Source organism: Chryseobacterium sp. HNCC26DJ238, assembly GCF_057180465.1.
This window is the reverse complement of sequence record NZ_JBXUGI010000002.1, coordinates 88,100-112,354: the sequence shown is the minus strand read 5'-3', so window position 1 is coordinate 112,354 and position 24,255 is coordinate 88,100. Positions and strand designations below refer to the sequence as shown.

The 24,255-nt window shown below is 37.1% G+C and carries 17 protein-coding genes; 6 read left to right on the top strand and 11 right to left on the bottom strand.

The window, feature by feature from the left end; translation table 11 throughout:
* Window positions 1–146: 146 nt before the first annotated feature.
* Window positions 147–1,994, bottom strand: a complete 1,848-nt coding sequence (locus AC2A07_RS02140; RefSeq protein WP_484049008.1) for a cytochrome-c peroxidase — start codon at window positions 1,992–1,994, stop codon at window positions 147–149.
* A gap of 144 nt (window positions 1,995–2,138) precedes the next feature.
* Here AC2A07_RS02140 and AC2A07_RS02135 point away from each other — a divergent pair, with 144 nt between their 5' ends.
* Entirely contained in the window at window positions 2,139–2,993 is an 855-nt protein-coding gene (locus tag AC2A07_RS02135) for a nucleoside phosphorylase (protein ID WP_484049007.1), read from the top strand.
* A gap of 197 nt (window positions 2,994–3,190) precedes the next feature.
* Here the strand turns inward: AC2A07_RS02135 and AC2A07_RS02130 are convergent, their stop codons facing one another.
* Window positions 3,191–4,588 (bottom strand): hypothetical protein, encoded by a 1,398-nt coding sequence (locus tag AC2A07_RS02130; RefSeq protein ID WP_484049006.1) that lies wholly within the window; start codon window positions 4,586–4,588, stop codon window positions 3,191–3,193.
* A gap of 313 nt (window positions 4,589–4,901) precedes the next feature.
* Between AC2A07_RS02130 and AC2A07_RS02125 the strand changes: the two genes are divergently transcribed.
* Entirely contained in the window at window positions 4,902–5,201 is a 300-nt protein-coding gene (locus AC2A07_RS02125; protein ID WP_484049005.1) for a hypothetical protein, read from the top strand.
* Between the two features lie 120 nt (window positions 5,202–5,321).
* Window positions 5,322–6,128, top strand: a complete 807-nt coding sequence (locus tag AC2A07_RS02120) for an enoyl-ACP reductase FabI (RefSeq protein WP_314490523.1) — start codon at window positions 5,322–5,324, stop codon at window positions 6,126–6,128.
* Window positions 6,129–6,288: 160 nt separating this feature from the next.
* Here the strand turns inward: AC2A07_RS02120 and AC2A07_RS02115 are convergent, their stop codons facing one another.
* From AC2A07_RS02115 to AC2A07_RS02090, 6 genes are all read right to left on the bottom strand, one after another.
* Window positions 6,289–7,728 carry a glycoside hydrolase family 30 protein gene (locus AC2A07_RS02115; protein ID WP_484049004.1) on the bottom strand — a complete coding sequence of 480 codons (1,440 nt, stop codon included), beginning with the start codon at window positions 7,726–7,728 and terminating at the stop codon, window positions 6,289–6,291.
* Between the two features lie 73 nt (window positions 7,729–7,801).
* Entirely contained in the window at window positions 7,802–8,611 is an 810-nt protein-coding gene (locus tag AC2A07_RS02110) for a glycoside hydrolase family 16 protein (protein ID WP_484049003.1), read from the bottom strand.
* A gap of 266 nt (window positions 8,612–8,877) precedes the next feature.
* Window positions 8,878–11,100 (bottom strand): beta-glucosidase BglX, encoded by a 2,223-nt coding sequence (gene bglX, locus AC2A07_RS02105; protein WP_484049002.1) that lies wholly within the window; start codon window positions 11,098–11,100, stop codon window positions 8,878–8,880.
* A 154-nt stretch (window positions 11,101–11,254) separates the two neighbouring features.
* Window positions 11,255–12,694, bottom strand: coding sequence for a glycoside hydrolase family 30 protein (locus AC2A07_RS02100; RefSeq protein WP_484049001.1), 1,440 nt, complete (start codon window positions 12,692–12,694; stop codon window positions 11,255–11,257).
* 3 nt (window positions 12,695–12,697) lie between these two features.
* On the bottom strand, window positions 12,698–14,242 hold the full coding sequence (locus AC2A07_RS02095; RefSeq protein WP_484049000.1) for a RagB/SusD family nutrient uptake outer membrane protein: 1,545 nt from the start codon (window positions 14,240–14,242) through the stop codon (window positions 12,698–12,700).
* A gap of 11 nt (window positions 14,243–14,253) precedes the next feature.
* A complete protein-coding gene (locus AC2A07_RS02090) occupies window positions 14,254–17,163 on the bottom strand; it encodes a SusC/RagA family TonB-linked outer membrane protein (RefSeq protein WP_484048999.1) in 2,910 nt (969 codons plus the stop codon).
* A gap of 176 nt (window positions 17,164–17,339) precedes the next feature.
* Here AC2A07_RS02090 and AC2A07_RS02085 point away from each other — a divergent pair, with 176 nt between their 5' ends.
* The 3 genes from AC2A07_RS02085 to AC2A07_RS02075 all read left to right on the top strand — a co-directional run bounded on the left by AC2A07_RS02085 (window position 17,340) and on the right by AC2A07_RS02075 (window position 20,536).
* The gene (locus AC2A07_RS02085) at window positions 17,340–18,524 is read left to right on the top strand and encodes an MFS transporter (protein WP_484048998.1); all 1,185 of its coding nucleotides are present in this window, start codon (window positions 17,340–17,342) and stop codon (window positions 18,522–18,524) included.
* A 22-nt stretch (window positions 18,525–18,546) separates the two neighbouring features.
* Window positions 18,547–19,287 carry an NUDIX hydrolase gene (locus tag AC2A07_RS02080; protein WP_314490500.1) on the top strand — a complete coding sequence of 247 codons (741 nt, stop codon included), beginning with the start codon at window positions 18,547–18,549 and terminating at the stop codon, window positions 19,285–19,287.
* Window positions 19,288–19,357: 70 nt separating this feature from the next.
* Window positions 19,358–20,536, top strand: coding sequence for an acyl-CoA dehydrogenase family protein (locus AC2A07_RS02075; protein ID WP_484048997.1), 1,179 nt, complete (start codon window positions 19,358–19,360; stop codon window positions 20,534–20,536).
* Between the two features lie 79 nt (window positions 20,537–20,615).
* On the opposite strand, the gene AC2A07_RS02070 is transcribed toward AC2A07_RS02075, so the two are convergent.
* From AC2A07_RS02070 to AC2A07_RS02060, 3 genes are read right to left on the bottom strand one after another with little or no spacing between them, the layout of a single operon-like run.
* Window positions 20,616–23,315, bottom strand: a complete 2,700-nt coding sequence (locus tag AC2A07_RS02070; protein WP_484048996.1) for a PD-(D/E)XK nuclease family protein — start codon at window positions 23,313–23,315, stop codon at window positions 20,616–20,618.
* Window positions 23,312–23,848, bottom strand: a complete 537-nt coding sequence (locus AC2A07_RS02065) for a DUF922 domain-containing protein (protein ID WP_484048995.1) — start codon at window positions 23,846–23,848, stop codon at window positions 23,312–23,314. The genes AC2A07_RS02070 and AC2A07_RS02065 overlap by 4 nt, the downstream gene beginning before the upstream one ends.
* Window positions 23,848–24,255 carry a hypothetical protein gene (locus AC2A07_RS02060; protein ID WP_484048994.1) on the bottom strand — a complete coding sequence of 136 codons (408 nt, stop codon included), beginning with the start codon at window positions 24,253–24,255 and terminating at the stop codon, window positions 23,848–23,850. Before AC2A07_RS02060 ends, AC2A07_RS02065 begins: the two co-directional genes overlap by 1 nt.

Here is a 24,255-nt window from a genome sequence, read left to right as displayed (position 1 = left end):
TGCAAAACTATTTCATTATGCTGAGCCCTCTGTTAATAGGGCTTTAATTAAATCTACCCAAATATTAATTAATCTCAAACCTAATGTTACGGAAATTAATTAATTGTTAAATCACAAAAGGATTTATTTGCTAAAGAAATGATCCGCTACTTATTTTTTGCTTTACTGATATCGGTCAGAGAATTGAGGAATGTGATGATCTGTTTCATCTCAGGCTCAGTAAGGTTCAGTTTATCAGCCGGTAAGGTCTGATTATTAATTTTTATGCCCAGGCCTTCTGCTCCGCCTTCATTATAAAAATCCAAAACCTCTTCGAGTGTATCAAAAGCCCCATTGTGAAAGTAAGGCTTTGTTAAAGCAATATTTCTGACGGTCATGGTTTTAAATGAGTTTTCATAAATCCAGGAATCTTCTTTTTTCACATTGCTTTTTATTCTTCCTCGATCAGAATCAATTTCCATTGGTTTTACTTGTATCGGTTTTTTAGTAACCCCAAGAACTTCTGATTCATTTTCATTAAAGAACGGCGGCACCAATCCTGAAAAATGAGGAGCAAAATGGCAGGTTGCACAATTGGCTTTTCCCATAAAAAGGTTAAACCCCTTTTTAGCATCATCAGAAATTTCTTTTTCATTTCTCATAAAACGATCAAAGTCGCTATTGAAGGAATACAGAGAGGCTACATAAGCACTTAGTGCTTTAGAGAAGTTCTGTTTGTCTGCAATTCCGTTTTTAAATGCTTTTCGGAACGCTTTTTTATATTCAGATTTCGCTTTGAGTTTCCGGATAATGCTTTCGTAACTGGTATTAAATTCCTGATTATTATAAATCACATGCTCTGCCTGCTGCTCAAGATAAAAAGCACGCATATCATAAAAAAACCTTTTGGCAAAAACAGCATTGTAAAGTGATGGTGAATTTCTTAACACCGTTTTCCCTTCAACATTACTGAGGGATTTGGTTTTAAGATCGGTAAAAGCATTTTCGGGGAGATGACAGGATGCACAGCTCATTTTCCCGTTATCACTGAGATTCTGATCATAAAAAATCTCTTTTCCCAAAACTCTCAACGCTTCAGAATCTTCAGAGCTTTTCAGAATCGTATAGAAATACGGATCAAGAAAGTCACTGCTGAAAAAATTTTTATTTGAAATGTTCCATCCTGAAAATTCTTTCAGGTCATCCGGATTACCATCCCAACTTCCCCACTCTTCATACAAAGGCTGTAGGTAATCTTTATAAAACTGAATGCGGTCAAATGTTTCAAAATCCCTGTTTTCAGAGAGATAATTAATGCCTTCAGATAATAGTTGATCAGATTTCTGTCTGTCGTAATTTTTAAAATAGATTTCATCCTCAATATATTTTTTCATTCCTGTAAGAGCATGTACTGCTTCTTCGGAAATATTAAGCGATCCTGGAGTATCAAAACCGGTAATTCCAAGGGTATATATTCTGATAAGTTCAATGCGTAAAGGCAGTGTTTTATTATTTCCTTTGCTTAATCCGTTGTTTAGGGTACTCAGATAAAAATCACTGTAATTATTATAGAGATAGTCTGTGATTTCGATGATCTTATCTTTTTGTTCTGTGACCTCTTCAGAAAAAATCAGTTCATCCAATACCTGTAAACCTTCAGGAGGAAGTGTATAGGCTGAAGTACCGGCCGCTTCTATTCTGAACAGCGGTGCTGCATTGAGGTGTGTTTTGGAAAACTCAGGATAATGATAAGCGATGAAAAATTCTATTTCTTTATATGAATTCCTGGTATTTCTCAGGGAATTCTGAAGCTGTTCTGCGCTGATTTTATCTTCTTTAAATTGATAAACATCTTTTTTTAAAGCCTCAAGGTTATTTTTAAAACCGAATAAGCCCTGGGTTACAAATGTTTTTTCAAATTCAGATCCTTTTCTGACAGGGTTGAATGACATGGCACCGATTCCAATTAATATAATAAGAATAAGCAAAGGATAAGATTTTGTAAAATTTTTCATTTGCAAAACTATCGACAGTATATTACTGCAGTTTTAACGAAAAATTAAATAATGTTTATATTTTGCTTCGTTTAATTTTCATTAATTTTAAATCCCTGAAAAATTCAGGATTACAGATGATCAATCAAACTATATAATAATTGTATGCTGAATAAACTTGCAGCCTCAGAGCTTGTACTGAATGAAGACGGAAGCGTGTATCATTTAAACCTTTTACCGGAAGATATCGCAGATAAAGTAATTCTGGTAGGAGATCCCGACCGTGTTCCAAAAGTCTCAAAATATTTTGATAAAGTAGAGATCAAAAAAAACAAGAGAGAATTTTATACCCATACCGGAACCTTGCGGGGAGAGAGAATTTCTGTGATGTCTACAGGAATCGGAACTGAGAATATTGACATTGTCATGAATGAGCTCGATGCTCTTGTCAATATTGATCTTCAGAAAAAAGAATTCAAAACCGGTCACAAAACACTGGAACTTTTCAGAATGGGAACCTGTGGCAGTGTAAATCCTGATGTTCAGGTTGACAATATGCTGGTGACTCAAAATGTCGTAGGTTTTGACGGCTTAATGCATTTCTACAAGGATCACCGTTTTGAAAATGAATTTTCAAAAAATTTCGCAGAAAAATTCCCTTACGAAAAAATCAAGCCTATGCTTTATTTCTCGGAATGGTCAGCAGATTTGGGAGAGGTTTTTAAAGATGCAAAATATCACGGCAACACGGCGACTTTTCCCGGGTTTTATGCCCCTCAGGGAAGAGAACTTCGTCTGAAAGCATTGGACGAAAGGTTTCTTGAAACTTTAAATGAGCTGGGAATTACCAATTTTGAAATGGAAACTTCGGCCATTTACGCCTTTTCAAAACTGCTCGGGCACAAAGCGGTTACCGTCAATAATGTGATTGCCAACAGAAGGCGTGGAGAATTTTCTGCCAATCACCATCAGTCTGAAGCAAATCTGATTGAGTGGGTTCTGGAAAGAATAATCAAATAAAGAATAGAAAAGGATTTCATAATTGAAATCCTTTTCTATTTAGACTAATCCGTATAATCTTCTGATATCCTTTTATGCTTGCTTAAAGCGTTCATCTCATTTAATATTTATTGACTTTAGATGAATCTGCTCAGAAGTTAAAAATCCGTAGGTTGTAAGGATCGTAAAAAATAATATTATTCTTGTCTTTTGCAGATCTAAAATTCATTAATTATTACATAAAAATGTCCGTGGGTCAATGTTGTTGGGCTGTTGGTCAGGTTGGTGAGATTAATCTTAACACTTGAAACCGAGGTCATTCTTGCATTTGAAATTGCAAGGGTCGTATTTCCGATAAAGTCAGGAGCGGGAGTGACTGTTATGGTTGCTCTGGTAGTGGAAGGCTCAAAACCTGCCGGAACAGAAATATCGAAGACAGTCGTTTCTCCTGCATTTAAAGTATTGGCGCCACCAGTATATACTTCAAAACTGATTTGATTTTTCTGAATATTTCCTTTCTCCCCCAACTTGTATTGTCCGTACACATCAATCTTCGTATTGATATTAGGAGTACTGGTTCCTATCCCTACGTTAGCAACTGAATTTCCGAGAATAACTGAATTAACCTGACTGGCGGAAGCACCATATCCGATTGCAGTTGCATTATGTGCAGTGGATATAGAACTAATCCCTACCGCTACAGCATTTTCTGCACCAGATTGTGAATAAGAGCCTAAGGCAACAGAATTTAATCCTGATGAGAGAGAACCTACCCCCAATGCCAGAGAGTTTTCACCTGTTGACTGTGAGTTAAAACCTGAAGCCACTGATTTAAGGCCAATGGCCTTTGAACCTGAACCTAAGGCAGTCGAATTTTCGCCGTTAGTCTGGGCATTATGTCCTAAAGCAGTTTCGCCATTAGAATTTGTTTTGGAATTATATCCCAGCGCAATAGACTGAAATCCTGAAGCTGAGGAATTAGTTCCAACCGCTGCACTTTCATTCTTGGTCGTTCTGGAATTATATCCTAATGCTACCGACTGCTGACCCGACACAAAAGAGTTAGCTCCAATTGCCGTACTTTCATTCGCGGTAGTTGTGGAATTTGTCCCCAGAGCCACGCCGTTTTGGAAAGCACTTGAAGATGGCCCGAAAACGACATTTCCATTGGTGCCCAATCTTCCTGCAAATGAAGAATTAACTTTAAAGATCAGATCATCAAACTGGGAAGTTCCCAATGAGAGGTTAGTGCCTGCTCCACCATAATTTCCCAGATTGTCACCTGAAGTTGACCAGCCTGATGTGGTGTTTGAAAAAGAGCTGGCGCCGCCGGACAAAGAATTCCATTTAGAATTATTCCAGAAATACAGTCCTGCCGGAATGAATCCTCCGCTCCCGTTATTCCAGATCAGAAGACCGGTGGCAGGAGATGGAATTGTTAAAGCGTCTGTTGCGGAAGTGAGTGCGATGCTGGTGAGCAAAAGCCCTTTTTTAGGATCGTTCAAATGCAGAATTGCCGAACTGTCCGGAGTCGTTGTGCCTATCCCTACTTGAGCCTGTATCTTACTAGATAAAAAAACAGGAAGAAGAGCAATGAGCATTAATTTGTTGTTCATGTCTTAGTTTTTACTCCGCAAAGATATATCTTATTGATACATAATCAATACAATCATTATCATAAATTTAATTTTACCATTAATTTATTTTAATATTTCATTATTATTAAAAAGTTTAAACATCTAATCAGAATCATTTTCGTATAGCTTCGCAATTTTAAAATTCAAATAGATGATTTTGTTCCGTCAGATAGCTTTGTTTTATACTGTTTTAAGCATAACTAAATTTTATGAAAACTTTAACAATGTCATTTTTCTTTAGGAATAGTTCTTGTTTATTGTAATGTATATAACACTTAAATACTATATTATTATGGACAATCAAGATTACAACAAAGCAGAAAAAGCAGTTAACAATACTGAAGACTCTTTAAGAAGTACTGCAAGTGATGCTAAGTGGAAAGTCAGTGATTTAGCTGATAAAGCGAGAGATTATATCAAGGAAAAACGTGATAACGATCAGGAAGCGACTCAGGAAGACTGGTTAGACAGAGTGAAAGCCAATGCTTCAGATACCTGGGAAAATATCAAAGACGGTGCAAGTGATGCATGGGAAAAAACAAAAGATGCTGCCGAAGATGTAAAAGCAGAGTGGAACAAGAAAACGAATTAGAAAATTCAGTCTTTTAAATATATTCAAAGAAAACGGAACCTTTTTATAAAGGCTCCGTTTTTTATTATGCCCCAAACATAAATTATTGCTACATTTGTAAACATTAAACATTAAAAAATTATGTCATACGGTTTACTTAAAGGGAAGAAAGGAATTATTTTTGGAGCCCTTAATGAACAATCTATCGCATGGAAAGTTGCTGAAAGATGCCATGAAGAAGGCGCTGAATTTATCTTATCCAATGCTCCTATCGCTTTGAGAATGGGAGAGCTCAACGGATTAGCTGAAAAAACAGGTTCTGAAGTGATTGGTGCGGATGCAACTTCCACTGAAGATCTTAATAAACTTTTTGATGCTGCAATAGCAAAATTCGGGAAAATAGATTTCATCCTTCACTCTATAGGAATGTCCGTAAATGTAAGAAAAGGAAAGCATTACACAGAAATGAATTATGACTGGACAGAAAAAGGCTGGGATATTTCAGCTGTATCTTTTCATAAAGTAATGCGTACGGCTTGGGAGAAAGACTGTATGAATGAATGGGGAAGCATCCTGGCACTTACTTACATTGCTGCACAGAGAACATTCCCGGATTACAACGATATGTCTGATAACAAAGCTTATTTAGAAAGTATTGCAAGAACTTTCGGATATTACTGGGGTGACAGAAAAGTACGTGTAAATACAGTTTCTCAGTCTCCTACCGTTACGACTGCAGGAAGCGGTGTTAAAGGTTTCGGCGGGTTTTTAGGATATGCTGAAGATATGTCTCCATTAGGTAACGCATCAGCCCTGGAATGTGCAGATTACTGTGTCACTCTTTTCTCAGACCTTACCAAGAAAGTAACGATGCAGAATTTATTCCATGACGGAGGATTCAGCAATACAGGGGTAACTCAGAAAGTTATTGAAAAATATGACATTTAACAGATAAGATTTTATATCCAATCAAAATAGTAAAGCCGGAGTATTCAGATACTCCGGCTTTTTTGATTATTTTACCGGTACCTTTAAATTAAAAAAACATAAGTAAAATCGGCAGTACTCTCGTGCCGCCGATCCTTAAAAATAAATGTTAATATGAAGTCTATAATATTACCGTCTGTATGGAATGGGCAGGTGCAGAAAGTTTTGCAGACATTCCTTCGATCCAGAGATTGGTGTCAATGTCTGTTTCAGAGTCATTCATAATGACTGTCACCAGCTGTCCGTTTTCATTCATAAAAGTAGTGGAAGTTAAAGAGGCTCTGTTTGACGAGCTTCCGATTCTCTGAGCGTTAGGTTTGATGAATTTTGAAACATGACCTACATAATAATATTCATACGTGTAATGAACTTCCCCCGTTCTTGTGTCAGCAATGATCGGAGCAAAGCAGAAATTCCCTACATGGTTCGGACCTCCTGTTTCGTCAAGAAGAATGTTCCAGTCGGTCCATAACGCAGTTCCTTTATTAAAATCATTGATCATATTTTTTCCATACAGTTCGCCCAAACTTACATCGTAAATTTTAGAAAGGTCAAACTGCTCTTTACAACCTTCAGTGAATGCTAAAAATTTGTCCGGAAAAGCTCTTTGAGTTTCTGATAAGTTGTCAAAAAGCTGAGTCTTATTATTCCATGTTTCATACCAATGATACCCTATTCCATGGGCATATTTAGACGTTTCGGGGTCACTTAAGGTTGTGGTTGCTCTCTGATAAATCAGATCCCTGTTATGATCCCAGATCATCACTTTTTTATCTTTAAATCCGTTTTTCCAAAGTGTGGGACCTAAATTATTTTTAAGAAACTCCCCTTCTTCTTCAGCAGTATAAATACAGGATTCCCAAGTCTGAGTTGCCATCGGTTCATTCTGAATGGTTAATCCCCATACATTGATCCCCCTCTTTTGATATTCTTTTATGAATTTGACATAATAATCTGCCCAGGTCTGATAAAACGGATTTTCCAAACGTCCTCCTTTCAGCATGCTTTTATTGGATTTCATCCATGAAGGCGGGCTCCATGGAGAAAAGTAAAACGTAAACTGATTTCCGATGGCCTTCTGGGCTTCTTTGATCATTGGGATTTTAAACTTTTCATCATGCGCAACATTGAAGGACTGCAGACTTTTGTCATTTTCTTTCACATAGGTATATGAGTCACTTGAGAAATCACAGGAATTCATATTGGTACGAACCACTGTGTAACCCAACCCGTTTTTTCCATAGTATGCTTCAATAATTTCTTTCTGTTTGTCCTTTGGAAGTTTATAGAATGTTTCAGCAGAAGCATCGGTGATTGCACCTCCGATACCGATCAATTTCTGATATTTAAAATCAGGATCCACAAAAATACAGGCATCCGTCTCTTTTGGCTGTCCCATTTTTTCAAATCTCACCATTCCTTTATCTACCATTTTTTCATTGGTTTTTGAATTGGTGAAGATTACTTTTGCAGATTTCCCTGCGTTTTTCTTCCAGTAATTCTGGGCATTTACATTACAGGCCATTCCTATGACAAAACAACTTACGATTACCTTTTTCATTATTTCTTCTTCTTCTTTTTTTTTATATTTATATTTGGCCACCTCTCAAAAGGAGTGGAATTCAATTGTTATATTATTTATTTTCGTACACTCTTACATAATCTATATAATATTTCTGTGGGAAGACAGAATCGTCAATTCCATTTTTTCCTCCCCAGAAGCCTCCGACCGCTAAGTTCAGGATGATAAAATAGGGCTGATCAAATGGCCATGACTCATAGGTTTTTTCTCTGTTTTCATAAGTGAAAAACTTCTGACCATCAATGTAGACGTCAATTTTTTCCGGCGTCCAGTCAGCTTTGTAGATATGAAATTTTTCACTCACATCTTTTACCATCAGCGTATCGGTTTTCTGTGTCCCGATGATATGATTGTATTTCTTTGTATGCACAGAAGCATGCACAAATCCCTGATTAAAACCAACGTGTTCCATAATATCAAGCTCACCGTCATCCGGCCAGTCTTTCATATTTTCGCTCATCATCCAGATGGCCGGCCAAGTCCCGCGTCCTTTGGGAAGTTTAGCTCTCACTTCGATTGTCCCATACTGAAAGGAAAATTTACCTTTGGTTAAAAGTCTTGCCGAAGTATACTTATTCTTTTCCCAATTTTCTTTTCTGGCCTCGATCACCAGTTTTCCACCTTCGATTCTTGCATTCTCAAGCCGGTTTTTTGTGTAATACTGGGCTTCATTATTTCCGTAACCATCACCTCCGACATCATAATTCCATTTTGTAGAATCCGGCAAACCTTTGCCTTTAAACTCGTCACTCCAGATTAATTTTCTGCTTGAATCGGGTTTGTTGGATGCACAATTTAACGTGGAAAAAACTAGAGTTCCTCCGATTAAAATGGTGATGATCTGTTGAAATTTTTTATTCAAAGTTTAAGTTTAATTTTTAATAGCACTATATTTCAACGCAAAGTTTTTATTTAAATCCATATAATTTTAGGAGATCAAAGATCTGCGACAAGTCGCTGATTAAGCCCGCTTTATAAAATTAATTTCATTAATTAAATTTTTGCTTCCTAAAATCTATATTCTCAATATTTAATTTTTGCGTTCAAACTCTTTAATGTATTATTAAAGTTGATATTCTACCGCCAAAAGCGGGTTTCATCCCGCTCTCAGTTTTGTAAAACAAATATTTATTTTTCCCAATTAATTCTCTTTGTCTGAACATTTTGAGAATCTGTTCCGATCATAATCTCGAATTCTCCGGCTTCCCAATCATAGTTCAATTCATCATCATAGAATTTCAAATCTTCAGGAGTTAAGGTGAAGCTGATGTTTTTACTCTCTCCCTTTCTGATCAGTACTTTTTGAAAACCTTTTAATTCTTTCACCGGTCTAACGACTTTACCCACCAGATCCCTGATATAGAGCTGTACTACTTCTTCCCCATCAAAATTTCCGGTATTGGATATATTCACATTGATATTCAACGCCTGATTTCCTTTCAGATTTGTTGAACTTAATTTCATATCAGCATACTTAAACTGAGTATAACTCAAACCATAGCCAAAACGAAATTTCGGGTCGTTATCCAGGTCAATATATGCGGAAACATAATTTCTGTCGGTATTATTTTTCGCAGGTCTTCCCGTGTTGTAGTGATTGTAATAAACAGGAATCTGACCCACTGTTCTCGGAAAAGTCATCGGTAATTTTCCTGCAGGATTTACGGTACCGAACAGCACGTCAGCAATTGAATTCCCAGCCTCCGTTCCCAGCCACCAAGTGTAAACGATGGTTGGAATATTGTCTGCTGCCCAATCGAAAACCAAAGGTCTTCCAGCATTGATCATTAAAACAACAGGCTTCCCGGTCTTTGCTATTTCTTTTAAAAGATCTTCCTGAACGCCTGAAAAATGAAGATTACTTCTGCTTTTAGCCTCACCGCTCATTGCGTGGCCTTCTCCTAGAGTCATGATCACAACATCTGCTTTTTTTGCAGTTTCTACTGCTTCTGCAAACATTGACCTGTCCTGATCATCTACGTTTGCACCTTTGGCATACAGAAGGGTTGAATTTTTGTCCAGCTGATTTTTAATCCCGTCAAACTGCGTTATAATTCTCTCGTTATCATCTTTAAAGGCAACCGACCAAAAACCGTGATTCGCAACTGTTTCTTTACCGAAAGGACCGATCAGGGCAATTGTTTTAACGGTTTTGGAAAGAGGAAGAATATTTTTATCATTTTTGAGCAGTACGATGCTTTTAGATCCAAATTCTCTTCCGAATTTTCTATTCTGCTGATTGTTTAGCTGCTCTTTCTGTCTTTTTTCATTGCTGAATCTGTAAGGATCATCAAATAATCCCATCTCAAATTTTTTAACTAAAATTCTTCTTGCTGCGTCATCAATTAATTTGGGATCTACTTTTCCTTCCTGAACCAATTTTGGAAGTTCAGCCATATAAGCACGGCTTTCCATATCCATGTCGCTTCCTGCAATGATTGCTTTTTCAGCTGCTTCTTTATTGTCTTTTGCATATCCGTGAGGAACCATCTCACCGATACTTCCCCAGTCAGAAACTACAAATCCGCGATAGTTCCACTGCCCTTTTAACAGATCTCTTAAAATATACCTGTTTGCGGTTGCAGGAATTCCGTTAATATCATTAAAGGAGTTCATGAACGTTGCAACACCTGCTTCTGCAGCTGCTTTGAAAGGTGGCAGATATGTTTCATGCAGCTGCCTTAAGCTTATATCAACAGAATTGTAATCTCTTCCTCCCACTGCTGCTCCATAGGCTGCAAAGTGTTTTGCACAGGCCATTATGGCATCATTATTCCCCAGACCTTTTCCCTGAAAACCTTTGATTCTTGCCAGACCTATTTTAGTTCCGAGATAGGTATCTTCTCCTGAACCTTCCATGACCCTTCCCCATCTGGGATCTCGTGCGATATCGACCATCGGTGCAAAAGTCCAGTGAATTCCGTACGCTGATGCTTCTGTTGCCGCAATTCTCTCGGACTTTTCAATCAATCCCAAATCCCAGCTTGCAGCCTGCCCCAGGTTGACAGGAAAAGTAGTTCTGTAACCGTGAATAACATCCTGACCAAACAGCAATGGAATTTTCAATCTTGATCTTAAAGCCAGTTCCTGAAATCTTCTGGTTTCTTCTGCTCCGGCTACATTCAGCATTGAGCCGACTTTACCCTGTTTTATTTCATTTAAGACATTGGCAGAATTTGAATTCTGTGGTCCTGTGGCGTACTCAAAACCACTATACTGTACCAGCTGACCTATTTTTTCCTCCAAAGTCATTTTAGACAAAAGTTCTGACACTCTCTGATCAATTGTTTTTTGCCCGAATGCGTTGAATCCGAATGCTGTAAATATCAGTATGAAATGAAGTCTTTTCATTGTAATTAAATTTTATTACTAAAATTGATTCTCTTTTATGAAATTTGAACACAGAGGTCAATTTTTTTTAAAAGCATTTAGTGTTTTTAAGTTTCACAAAGCCGTCTTAATTAGAAATTTCCACAATAATTTAAAATAAATGATTTAAAAAAACTCATTTAATTTCAAAAATATATGTTGCAACCGATTTTGCTGTAATATTTACCGGAGCTTTTTTATTTTTAAACTTAATATTAAAATGTTCATCTCTGTCACTACTATTCTGAACAATCAAAACAGTTTTTCCTTCCGGAGTTTTAAAAGCAACTGTTGAAAGCTCGCCTGTTTGAGTGGAAGCTATTCGCTGAGAATCTGCAGGAATGAACTTAGAAGCATGAGCAATGATATAATATCCAACATTTCTTACTACATGATCCTGATCAGTGATGGTCAGTGCCCCTTTACATTCTGTACAGCCTCCGGGAGTATGTGGCTTATATTCAGAATCATTGGCAAGATTCCATTCAAGTGCCATTTTACTGTGGTTTCTCATGGAGCCGATAACAACGTTTTTGGTGTGCCAGTTTAAGTCTTCGCTGAATGTTCCTTTGGCACCCGTCCACTGTTCTGTAAAGTATAGATTTCTATCCGGGTGAGCTTGATATACTGTGCTTAAAGCAGAAATATCGCCTTCATATAAATGGAAAGCTGAGCCATCAATGTATTGATTTGCTTCAGGATCATTTAAAATATTAATAGCATATTCCGGTTTGTTGCAGTTGTGATCGTAAACCACAATTTTGGTTTTAATATTATTTGATTTAAAAACCGGACCTAAACTCTGTTTAATAAAATCTCTCTGCTGATCGGAAACCATGAGCAGACTCGGATTATTTCCGGGATGCAGCGGTTCATTTTGAGGAGTAACTGCATCAATGGTAATTCCCTCGTTCTTCATTCCCTGAATATATTTTACGAAATAATTTGCATAGGTATCGTAAAATTCGGGTTTTAAACTTCCTCCAATTGATTTTCCGTTATCTTTCATCCAAACCGGAGGTGACCACGGAGCCGCAATGATTCTGATTTTCGGATTGATAGCTAAAATTTCTTTTAACATCAAAATAAGATCCTTATCCCTTGCCAGACTGAATTTTGATAATTCAGGATCGGTCTGACCTTGTGGCAGATCGTTATAGGAAAAAACTTCACTGTCCAGATCTGAAGCACCAATGCTCAGCCTTAAATAACTAAGTGAAATAGAATTTTTATCATTTCCGAAAAGTTCATGGAGTAAGGCTTTCCTTTTAGATGGCGAAAGACGGTTGATGACTTCAACACTCCCCCCGGTCAATGTATATCCAAAGCCGTCAACATATTGAAATTTTTGAGTATCATCAATTTCAATATCTTGAAAGCCTATAGAATCAGTTACAAAAGTGACAGGATTCTGCTGTTGTAATTTTACGGTTTCATCACCTTTGGTCAGCCAGACCTGAATGGTTTGATCAGTATTGGATACCGATCTGCATGATGATAAAGGCAAAAGTACCACACCACAAAAGAGCGGTGTGATACTTTTTAAAAAAAAACTATATAAAATTTGAAACTTCATGTTTTAATAGCCGGGGTTTTGTTTTAAAGCTGTATTTGTCAATTCATTAAAAGGAATTGGTAATATTTCGTTTTTTCCAGCGGTAAATCCTTTTGCACCTAATTTTGCAGGAGCATCACCCCATCTTACCAAATCGAAGAATCTGTGCCCTTCACCAGCCAACTCTCTTCTCCTCTCGTCTTTAATAGCCTGCATTGAAACAGGAACTGAAGCCAAGCCTACTCTTGCTCTCACTGCATCCAATAACGCCTGAGCTCTTGAGCCTGATCCATTTAGCGCTTCCGCTTCCATCAAATAGGTGTCTGCTAATCTTATTGCTATATAATTTTGGCGAAAGTTGAGTTCTGGTGTTCCGGGTAGAGGAGATTTATCTGCTTCTCTGGGCATATATTTATTCAGGAAATATCCTGTATCTTTAAATCCTCCGGAATACGTAATCTTACCTTCCTGAACCAATTTTTTAGCATTAAAAACAGTTGCATCCAAACGGGGATCGCCCTGCATAAAATTAAATAAGTCTACTGTCATCGGATTGAAGCCCCATCCTGAAACCATTTCCGGAGCATTATTAGCCGGAGCACCTTGAGGAGGTGCTACTTTACCATAAGAAATAATCCCTATCATTTGATTGACAGAATTTCCTTCATCTTTTCCTGATCCCCAAAAACTCCAGTCTGAGTTCCCTTTATTAGTGTGCATAACTTCCAGGATTGATTCAGTGGTAAATTTGTTATCTATCACCCATAAATCTGAAAAATTACCAACTAATTTGTAACCATACTGGCTTGTTCCACCTGGAGCTCCATTCACCATTTCAAACTGAGTTGCAGCTTCGCTATATTTTTTATTATATAAATAAATTTTACCCAGAATAGCACGTGCAGTTCCCTGTGTTATTCTGCCTCTGTCATTTCCGGTTGCGGTCATTGGCAAATCAGCTATGGAGGCTACTATATCTGTCTGAATCTGCGTGTAGATATCTGCAACATTTGCCTGAGGAATATTATAGTAGTCATCATTTGATTTAATAGGAGTCAGAATTAATGGAACTCGACCAAACATTCTTATCAACTCAAAATAGTATAGAGATCTAAGTGTTTTTGCTTCTGCAACAAATCTCTTTCTGGTCTGATCATTCATATTTGCATTAGGAATTCTATCAACTAATAGATTTGCTCTTGCAATCCCCTGATAGTAATCCCTCCAATAACTTGCAGGCATAATAATTGGGTTAATGGTGAAATTTGACATTCCCTGAATACCAGCTCCGTCTGTAGAACTACCACCTCCAGAGAAAAAATCATCTGACGCTGCGTTGAAAAATGTAACATCATTTTCAAAACCACCGGAGTATTTTCTTAATAAATCATATACTGCCACCAATCCACTGAAAGACTGTTCTTCGTTTTTGAAATAATTTTCTGTGTCAAATGTTCCTGTATTTTTTACATCTTCAAGATTAGAATCGTTACAGGAAACTGCACCGAAAGTTGCTCCTGCTAAAAGCAACACCGATAAACTTTTATATAAAAATCTTTTATTTTTCATTTTTTCTTTAATTAAAATTGAACATTAGCACCAAAAAGGAAAGTTCTTGACTGAGGATAATATGCTCTGTCTATACCAAAAGTATCTCCTCCTGCAATTTCAGGATCATAACCTGTATACTTCGTAAAAGTAATGATATTTTCACCTGTTACATAAAATCTCACTTTACTGGCACCTATTGTCTGAGAAATATTTTTAGGAAGTGTATAACCGATCTGTACTAATTTCAAACGCAGATAATCACCATTTTGAAGATAATAGTCAGACATCCTTGTGTAGTTTTGATTAGGGTCATCTCTGGTAACCCTTGCTATAGTATTAGAAGTACCGGCACCTGTCCAGCGATCAAGAATGGCGGTCTGGTAATTTGCATCCTGAATATCTAACCTTCTTAATCCCTGAAAAATTTTGTTTCCTGCCTGCCCCTGCGCAAAAAGCATAAAATCAAAGTTTTTATAATTCATATTCAGTGTAAACCCGAAAGTATATTTTGGAACAGAGTTACCCAAATTTACATAATCATCTTCTGTAATTTTGCCGTCACCATTTACATCCGTACGTCTGAAATCTCCAGGTTTCGCATTTGGCTGAATTAAGCCTCCGTTCGCATTTCTATAAGCATCAATTTCAGCTTGCGTCTGAAAGATTCCTGCATTCTGATATCCAAAGAACGAACCGTAAGGTGCACCAACCTGTAATCTTGAAACAGCTCCCATAGATTGGAAAGATGCGAAATTTTCAAACACTTTACCATCTTCTAATCTCGTTATCTCATTTTTAAGATATCCGAAATTTCCATTAGCACTAATTCCGAAGTCATCCCAATTCTTTTTATATCCAAGACTCAGTTCAAGACCGTCATTGTTCATATCCCCAATATTTCTCCAAGGATTATTGGTAACGCCCACGTAACCAGGTATATTAACTCGTCTCAAAATATCCGTTGACTTTTTTCTATAGACGTCTACTGTTAAATCAAAATTCTTAAATAATTTCAAATCCACTGCCAGGTTTAACTGAGAAGTTCTTTCCCACTTTAAATCTGGATTTTCAAGTGTACTGGGGGCATATCCTATGTTGATATTATTATTCCCGAATGAATAATTACTTCCCGGTACCAGAAAACTCGCAAACTGAAAATCATCAATACCGTCATTTCCCAGAACTCCATATCCTCCTCTCAGTTTTACGCTGTTAACAACATTATTTTCTCTCCAGAAATTTTCATTAGATAAATTCCAACCTAACGACATTGCAGGAAAATTCCCCCAGTGATTATTTCTACCAAATTTTGAAGAACCATCTCTACGTATTGTACCTGTGAACAGATATTTGTTTCTGTAGTCATAAACTACTCTGGCAAAATATGATGTTTTATGGGTTTCTTTTCCATCCCATGCATTACCCGTTCTGTTTTCCGGAGCTATATCAAAATTAAATGAGGCATCTTCCCAACTGTTCACAGGAAGATTCGTGTATGTGGTATTCTGACCCGATGCAATATTAAATTCATAATATCCCTGTCCTAATAGCAGATTTAAATTATGATCTCCAAATTTGTTTTGATAGTTAACTGTATTTTCAGTATTCCAGTCAAATCTCTTCTGTGTTTCTCTAAAAAGACTGTTGAAGGTGTCATTTTTAAGAGATGGACTCAAATAAAACTTAGGACTGAAGCCTTGATTGCCCCAATATGACAGCTTACCATTTATACTGGATTTGAAAGTAAAATGATTTAAAAATTTCACTTCTGCAAATACGTTGGCGATAAAATCGTCAGAATACCTGTTTCTTCCTAATTGAGTTTGCTGAAATGCTAACGGGTTAGACATTTCTTTATTTACATAGTGTGAAATTCCATAAGGATTACCAAAGTCATCCCGTACTATAAATGGGTTGTTATAGTCACTTGGAAAAGGTTGGTTAGCTATCCCATTTGTTACTGTCAAAGGAGTGATAGGATCCAGGTTAATAGCTGAACTTAACGGACCACCAAATTCACCGTTTTCATTAATACCTTGCGCTTTAACATGAGTATAGGCTAAAGTTTGTCCGATGGTAAGCCAATCAAGCACTTTATGGGTTGAATTGATTCTTGCGTTCAATCTTTTGTAATTAGAAATATCACGCATTACAATACCTTGTTGCTCATAAAGTCCGAAAGAAGTATAGAAAGTAGATTTATCACTTCCTCCACTGATACTGAAATCATGAGATGAGCGCTGGGCACTGTTAAAAATAACATCCTGCCAATCTGTTCCTCTACCATATGATGCCGGATCTGCGAATAAAGCATTCCGTCCGTCATTCATATTGGCTTCATTCATAATTGTTGCATATTGTGAAGCGTCAAGCAAATCAAGTTTTTTAGCAGCACTTCCCACACCGAAAAAACCATTATAAGAAAGATTTAATCTTCCTTTTGCACCTTTTTTAGTGGTAATAAGAATTACACCCCTTGCAGCAGAAACCCCATAAATTGCGGCAGAAGCACCATCTTTGAGAATCTCCATCCCTTCTATATCAGCCTGGTTAAGCCATGCAATATTGTCAACAACAATTCCGTCAACAACCCAAAGGGGATCATTGCTTCCTGCACCAAAGCTCGTAATTCCACGAACTCTTACCGTTGCCGGTGAGCCGGGCTGTCCTGAGTTTGATATGACAGAAACTCCTGCTGCACGTCCCTGCAGAACCTGCTCGGGTCTTCCAGCCGGAATATCTTCAATATCTGAAGCCTTTATACTTGATATAGCTCCTGTTACATTACTTTTTCTCTGAGTACCGTAACCAATCATTACTACTTCTTCAATTTTCTGTTCTTTTTGAATTGTGTCAGTAGTCGTGTTCTGGGCATTGAAATTTGCCGTAAAGTACAGTACAGCAACAAACCCTAAACTTCTTGATATTTTTACATTCATATACAGTTAGTTTTTTAATTCTCAAATTGAGACAATAAAAATATATTTTTTTTTGATTAATTAACATTTATTTAATAATTATTTTAATATTTCCACTATTTTTGGGGTCTGAAAGGCATAAATGAGCGGACATAAACTGTTAAATTCAACAAAAAAACAATAAAAAAATCCCCCGAATGAACGCCCGGCAACCGAATATTTCTCTTCCTCTCAAATTTACCTTCCTGATTTTTGCAATGGTATTAAACTGCATGGGAATCGTCATTCTGCAACTTTCCGAACAGAAAATCACCTATGATAAACTGGGTTTCCTGGAATCATTCAAAGATTTACCCATTGCTCTTTTTTCACTTTTTGCGGTAAATTTCATCAGCAGATTCGGAACAAAAAAGTCATTAGTATCAGCTCTCATTCTCGTTGGAGTCTGTTCATTATTTCTGCCCTTCGTCGAAGTATTCTGGTTTTATAAATTATGGTTTGCGATCATCGGCACCTGCTTTTCCATCGGAAAAATATGTGTCTACGGAATTATCAGGAATAACATGACCGAAGAAAAATCACTCGCTAAAACCATGAACAGCGTAGAAGCTTCTTTCATGATCGGTATTTTTGTTGTAAACACGGGTTTTGGATGGCTCATTTCAAGTACGTACAGTGAATACTGGAAATTTGGGTTTATGCTGATCTCTCTCCTTTCTTTCTTTACGGCCTATCTTTTTGTTGTCTCCAAAATCGCAGAGCCTGAAGCCAGAAGCCGTAGAATTCTGCCTGACCTTTCAGGATTTGGCAAGATACCTTTCATCTTATTTTTTGCGGTAAGTTTTTTTATTATCTTTATTGAGCAGAGTTTTAATTCCTGGCTGCCTGCTTTTTATAAAGATCACCTGAAAGTCAATTCCTTCTTTGCGCTTCAGGCTTCTTCTTTTTTAGCACTTTTTTCCTATACGGGAAGGACGATTACATCAAGGATCATTCAAAGATTTCCTTTATCCAAATATTTTATGGTATGCGTGATGATAATCATCTTTCTCCTGATCACCATCTCCGTCATTCAGTTTTATTTTATGGAAGGGGCAAAAATTTTACTTTTTTTGTTTCCGGTTATCGGTTTGTTTCTAGCCCCCCTCTATCCGGTGATTAATTCTAAGATGATTGCTAAAATTGACAAAAATAAGATCAATACTTTCACCTCTCTGATTGTTATTGTATCATCAGTCAGCAGTTCAATCAATTCAATAACGATCTCTCTTTTATTTAAAAATCAGATACTTACCTATTACTCACTGTATATTTTAGGAGCTGTGCTCATGGTTTCTTTATTAGCCTATTGTTATTTTAAACTTAGTCATGATAAAATCTAAAAAATAATTTTATTTTTACAGCATGAAAACTGACCATAACAGAAATATAGAAACCCTAAAGCAGCTTGTTGAAAGTAAAGACTTTATTCCCAACCTTTCCGTAGACTGCACCATATTTGGTTTTCATGATAATATCTTAAAAGTCCTGCTTCTCAAATATCATGATCTTAATTTATGGTCACTTCCCGGGGGATTTGTTTTTATTGATGAGGATTTGAGAGAGGCAGCTGATCGTGTTTTATATGAAAGGACACACCTTAAAGGTCTTTTTTTGGAACAGTTTCATACCTTTGGGAGATTAAACCGTACAGAAAACAACGTTCATAAAACTTTAATTAAAAATAAGGGACTTGATGTGCCGAAAGACCACTGGATCCTGCAGAGATTTATAACGGTCGGATATTGCAGCCTGATTGATTTTTCACTTACCAATACCTTTCCGGATGCTTTCAATGAAACCTGTGCCTGGTTTGAAGTCAACAAACTGCCTGCTATGGCGTTTGACCACGACCGTGTCATCACCGAAGGCCTTGAATATCTACGTAAAAACATTGATACCCAGGTTGCAGCGAGCAATCTTTTGCCGGAGAAGTTTACGATGAAAGATCTGCAGTCACTCTACGAAACCATTTTGGGAGAAAAATTCAGACGTAATAATTTCCAACGTAAAATATTGAGCATGAACTCTTTGGAGAGAATGGAAAAACTGTTTGACGGTTCTGCCAATAAAGCACCTTATCTCTATAAATTCATTAAAAAGTAGTTTTCATATTTTTCTTAAAAAATTTTCCCGGAGAATGTGAAAAGTATTATTTTTAGGAAAATTAAATTACATGTCATATTATCCTCTTACCAGCATTCCCGATTACTTTGGAATTGATGCCTTACTTACTGAAGAACACAAGCTTATCCGTCAGTCAGTAAGAGATTGGGTTGAAAGTTTTGTGATGCCGAATATCGATCAGGCTGCTCAGGATCATACAGATTTACCGGGCTTGATGAAAGAATTGGGTAGCATCGGGGCTTTAGGACCCTATATTCCGGAAGAGTACGGAGGTTCCGGTCTTGATCAGATTTCTTACGGACTGATCATGCTTGAACTTGAAAGAGGAGATTCTGCCGTGCGCTCAGCAGCTTCTGTACAGAGTTCCCTGGTGATGTTCCCGATCAATGAATTCGGTTCTGAAGAACAGAAAAGAAAATATTTACCCAAATTAGCTTCCGGTGAAATGATCGGTTCCTTTGGTCTTACAGAACCTAACCACGGTTCAGATCCAAGTTCTATGGAATCTCAGTTTAAGGATATGGGGGATCATTATCTTTTAAATGGTGCCAAAATGTGGATTACCAACTCGCCTCTCTGCGATATTGCAGTAATCTGGGCTAAAAATGAAGACGGAAAAGTACAGGGATTGATTGTTGAAAGGGGCATGGAAGGTTTTACAACACCGGAAACTCATAACAAATGGAGCCTGAGAGCTTCGAAGACAGGAGAACTGGTCTTTAACAACGTCAAAGTTCCGAAGGAAAACCTGCTACCGGGAGTCACAGGATTAAAAGGACCTTTATCCTGTCTGAACTCAGCCAGATATGGCATTTCATGGGGCGTGATCGGTGCTGCGATTGACTGTTACTGTACCGCAGTACAGTATTCCAAAGAGAGAAAACAATTTGGTAAACCCATCGGAGCATTTCAACTTCAACAGAAGAAGTTAGCTGAATTTTTAACTGAAATTACAAAAGCGCAGCTGCTCTGTTTACAGTTAGGGAATCTGAAAAACGATCATAAGGCTACTCCTGCCCAGATTTCTATGGCGAAAAGAAATAATGTAAAAATGGCGATTGATATTGCAAGGGAGTCCCGTCAGATTCTTGGAGGTATGGGCATCATGGGTGAATTTCCGATGATGAGGCATGCTGCTAATCTTGAATCGGTGATTACCTATGAAGGCACGCATGACGTCCACTTACTGATTACAGGTTTAGATATTACCGGTTTTAATGCTTTTTAAAAAATCTTTGAATTTTACACTCAGAGATTTACATTGATTATAAAAAAGGTGACTGAATTTTTCCGGTCACCTTTTTCTCTTAATAGGAATAGGTTTTAATATTTTCGATAAAACTTATCTCAGGATTCAGAATTTCCATAATCAGGCTCTGAACAGACTGCATTGCATCATCCAGATTTCCCTGTGCAAACTCAAGCGATACCACTCCTTTTTTCGCATCTGCAAAACTCCATATTCCTGTTTCAACAGGAAAACCCCAGAATTCCGGTAAGCTCTGGACAACATATTGATAAATGCAGAGCTGTAATGCCTGCTTGCGGTCATCTTTGTGGAAGTACTGATCTCTGTTTTCAGAATCGATTTTCACACTTAAATTTTTAATTTTTGCCGTTTTATAATCAATGATCCTGACGGTTCCGTTAAGCCGGTCTATCCGGTCAATGAATCCAAAGAAAGATACTTTGTCTTTTATAGTTTCATCCAGATAAAAATCAACCCCTTCAAATCTTCTTTCGATATCAATAATTTCTAAGGAATTTCCGCCTTTTATCAAATCCAGATCATAATTCAGAATATTGATGACTACTTTTTTAGCAATCGCTTTATGAATAAAATTCATTCCTTTGTTATAGAACTCAGGCTGATGTTTCAGTTTTTCGATAGCTTTGTTAATATACTCATCTATCAGTTTAATTGAATCCTGTAAATCATTTACTTTAAGAATTTTACCTCTTATCACCTCATAGATCTCTTGAAGAGTGTAATGCACCAGGTTTCCGTAATTCCTTATAGAAAGTTCCTCTTCAATTTCATCAGTTTCCGAAGTATTTAAAATTTTGGAAAGATAAAAATCAATCGGATTGTACAGGTAACTGGTAAGATGCGAAGCGGAGACTTTTTCCTTCCATTTTTCCAGCTGCTGCATTACAATATCCGTTTTTTTAATTTCAATTGGCTGACTGGAAATGGGCTCTGAAGCGTTCTCAACAATTAAATGCTCGATATTATGATCGCTTTCCATCTCAATCTGAGTGATGAAACGGCTTTTTTCACCTGTATTTACTCCTGAACTCAGAGCATTGAAAAGCAAATGAACATTTTCCGCATCCTGAATCAGACGGTAAAAGTGGTAGGCATAAATACTGTCATTCTCAAGAAAAGTATGCAGGTCAAAGTGCCTTCTGATATCAAAAGGAATATAAGTATTCTGTGAATTTCCAAGCGGCAGTTTTCCCTCGTTTACAGAAAGCAGGATCACATTTTCAAAATTAAGAAGCCTGGTTTCCAGAAGGCCCATTACCTGTAATCCTTTCAGGGGTTCTCCCTGGAAATCGATATTCTCAGAGTTGATATGCTGATTGATCAGAATCTCCAGGGTTTCCATCTTTATTTCGAAACCGTAAGGGGTGATCTGGTTTTTGATGATCCTGAATGCATTCTCGAAGTGAGATACATTTTCATACTGTATATCATCGAGTTCCGTCCATTTTATCTTTTGGCAAAATGTAATAAGCAGATCTAAAAACTGATACCCGGAACCGGCTTTCTGAAGCAGATTAAAATAAGAAAGATTACTTAAAAGCTCATCCATAAGTTTTGCAGAAATATAGACAATGTTTCTTTCCTCAATCTTTGCTTTAAATTCATTGATAACCGCTTCGTCATTTTCCGCTCTTGGAAGCTCTTCCAGAATGGGAAAGATATCCCTGTAATAGTACGAAGATTTATTTTTTTCCAACTGTTTCTGAAGGTAAAAAAGCTGTCTGACGGCATTCGAAAAAGAAAGGTTTTTTAAAGGAAAACCCATTGTTATATTTAAGTTTTCAATATCATGCATGACATCGAGACTCGCAGGCAGAAGGTTTTCATCCAGAAGGACAACTGCTGTATTGGTATAGGTTTTATTATCAATATCCTTAAAGAGATCAGGAAGAACTTTAGTCTGTGTCACATTTCCTGAAACTTCATAGATTTTGATATTTTTGGGCTGCCTGAAATCATCTTCTATCCAGGTAAAGGCTCTGCTGTCATTAAATTCCTTCCACAGCTTATGACTGCGGAGAAATTTTCCGGCTTCCTGCCTCTCATCATCAAAATAATAATGATCAGCTTGAAAATAACACTGTGCTTTATCCCACTGTAAAAGATTTCTCAAGAGTTTTTCTTCAACCGGTGTAAAAGCATTAAAACCGCAAAAAACAAAATGCTTATCTACTGTTTTGGCAAAATCAACGATCTTTGCTTTTGCCGATTCATGGATCATTCCCGGCGTTGCCCAGTTCTTTTCTTTTAATTTCTGTTTCAGGACAGGAAGGAAAACATTCATGTTTCTCCAGAAATTCAGAAACTTTTTTCTGGGAACATCTTCATCATCACCCAGATCCTGCGCCCAGTCTTTGATCCGCTCTTCATCAAACATATATTGCAGAACAGCGCTATCGCTTTCAGAAAATTTAAGAATATCATCCCAGTCCTTCTGGAGGGTAGGAAACCATTTTAGGAATTCAGCAAAATCATCGTTGGGAATAAGATTTAATGTCTTGTACACATCAAATGCAAAGAGCCATAAGGCAATCCCCTGGATCGTCTGCTGACCGACGATATCTACAATGAGTTCTTCAATGGTAAAAAAATTAGGAAGAAATCCGGAGTACTGATGTTCTTCAAGAATCTGCCGGATAAAAACAATGGGTCTTTTACCGGGTAATACGATATTAAAATGAGACAGATCTGCATTCTGTTCCAATAACCTGTCAATTATTTTATTGAGAAACTTCAAAGTTTTCTGTAATTTTTTAATTGCTCAAGCTCTTCACTGATCAGAGCATCATATTCAGCCTGTTTTTCTCTATTCATTCCATGCTCTGTTACACCGTCATAAAGAGCCTGAAAGTTTTTATAATCTTTTAAGATCCTGTTATAGACAGTCTGAAAATACCGGTCGTAATCGCCGGTTGTTTTTATTTTTTCAATAATTTCTTTTCTTATTCTCCGGGCATAGATTTCTGCAATATCAAAATGTTTCTGTTCGTGATTCAAAACATAATCATTTATTCTTTTATCGTCTTTCCATGACTGATCCTCATTGAAAATAGTTTTGATATCTACTTTGGCAGCACCTTTTGGATTTGATGATTTCACTACAGAATAGACCCAGCCACAATGCGTATAAGCAACGATATCTTTCCCTCTCTGATTATTGATTTTACTTTTAAAATTATTCCAGATCAGTTTACGGTCTTCTTTCCACTCGATCCGCTGACTCCATATACTACCGGAAAATAATATAAAAATTAAAAATATTATTCTCATTATTCTACAACAATTGTCTTCGTAATCCAGCTGTTATCCCCTTTCCAGAATCTGAAAGTATAGATTCCTGTCTGCTGTGGACTGAAATTAAACTGATTGGCCGATTGATGGGTTGCCTGCTGGCAGGCTCCATTAGACTGATACTGGTAAGCAGTGACGTCCCTGCCGAAATTCCCGTTATGAATATAATCATATCCGTAGAAACCCTGACACCCTGAAGCGTAACTTGAATATGTTCTGATGCTCTGTACTGAATAAACATCCATTGTATCATTAACAATAGCTATGCTGTCAATTTTTACTTTACCAACTGATTGGATGGTTTCATACTCGTCATCATCTTTACAGGATACTGATGAAACTCCAACAAACATGATCAGAAGGCTTGCACTCAGAAAAGATTTCAT

Excerpts from the sequence above, each read along its gene's own strand:
- AC2A07_RS02140 (WP_484049008.1), bottom strand. The coding sequence starts at position 1,994 with ATGAAAAATTTTACAAAATCTTATCCTTTGCTTATTCTTATTATATTA.
- AC2A07_RS02135 (WP_484049007.1), top strand. The coding sequence starts at position 2,139 with ATGCTGAATAAACTTGCAGCCTCAGAGCTTGTACTGAATGAAGACGGA.
- AC2A07_RS02130 (WP_484049006.1), bottom strand. The coding sequence starts at position 4,588 with ATGAACAACAAATTAATGCTCATTGCTCTTCTTCCTGTTTTTTTATCT.
- AC2A07_RS02125 (WP_484049005.1), top strand. The coding sequence starts at position 4,902 with ATGGACAATCAAGATTACAACAAAGCAGAAAAAGCAGTTAACAATACT.
- AC2A07_RS02120 (WP_314490523.1), top strand. The coding sequence starts at position 5,322 with ATGTCATACGGTTTACTTAAAGGGAAGAAAGGAATTATTTTTGGAGCC.
- AC2A07_RS02115 (WP_484049004.1), bottom strand. The coding sequence starts at position 7,728 with ATGAAAAAGGTAATCGTAAGTTGTTTTGTCATAGGAATGGCCTGTAAT.
- bglX (WP_484049002.1), bottom strand. The coding sequence starts at position 11,100 with ATGAAAAGACTTCATTTCATACTGATATTTACAGCATTCGGATTCAAC.
- AC2A07_RS02100 (WP_484049001.1), bottom strand. The coding sequence starts at position 12,694 with ATGAAGTTTCAAATTTTATATAGTTTTTTTTTAAAAAGTATCACACCG.
- AC2A07_RS02095 (WP_484049000.1), bottom strand. The coding sequence starts at position 14,242 with ATGAAAAATAAAAGATTTTTATATAAAAGTTTATCGGTGTTGCTTTTA.
- AC2A07_RS02090 (WP_484048999.1), bottom strand. The coding sequence starts at position 17,163 with ATGAATGTAAAAATATCAAGAAGTTTAGGGTTTGTTGCTGTACTGTAC.
- AC2A07_RS02085 (WP_484048998.1), top strand. The coding sequence starts at position 17,340 with ATGAACGCCCGGCAACCGAATATTTCTCTTCCTCTCAAATTTACCTTC.
- AC2A07_RS02080 (WP_314490500.1), top strand. The coding sequence starts at position 18,547 with ATGAAAACTGACCATAACAGAAATATAGAAACCCTAAAGCAGCTTGTT.
- AC2A07_RS02075 (WP_484048997.1), top strand. The coding sequence starts at position 19,358 with ATGTCATATTATCCTCTTACCAGCATTCCCGATTACTTTGGAATTGAT.
- AC2A07_RS02065 (WP_484048995.1), bottom strand. The coding sequence starts at position 23,848 with ATGAGAATAATATTTTTAATTTTTATATTATTTTCCGGTAGTATATGG.
- AC2A07_RS02060 (WP_484048994.1), bottom strand. The coding sequence starts at position 24,255 with ATGAAATCTTTTCTGAGTGCAAGCCTTCTGATCATGTTTGTTGGAGTT.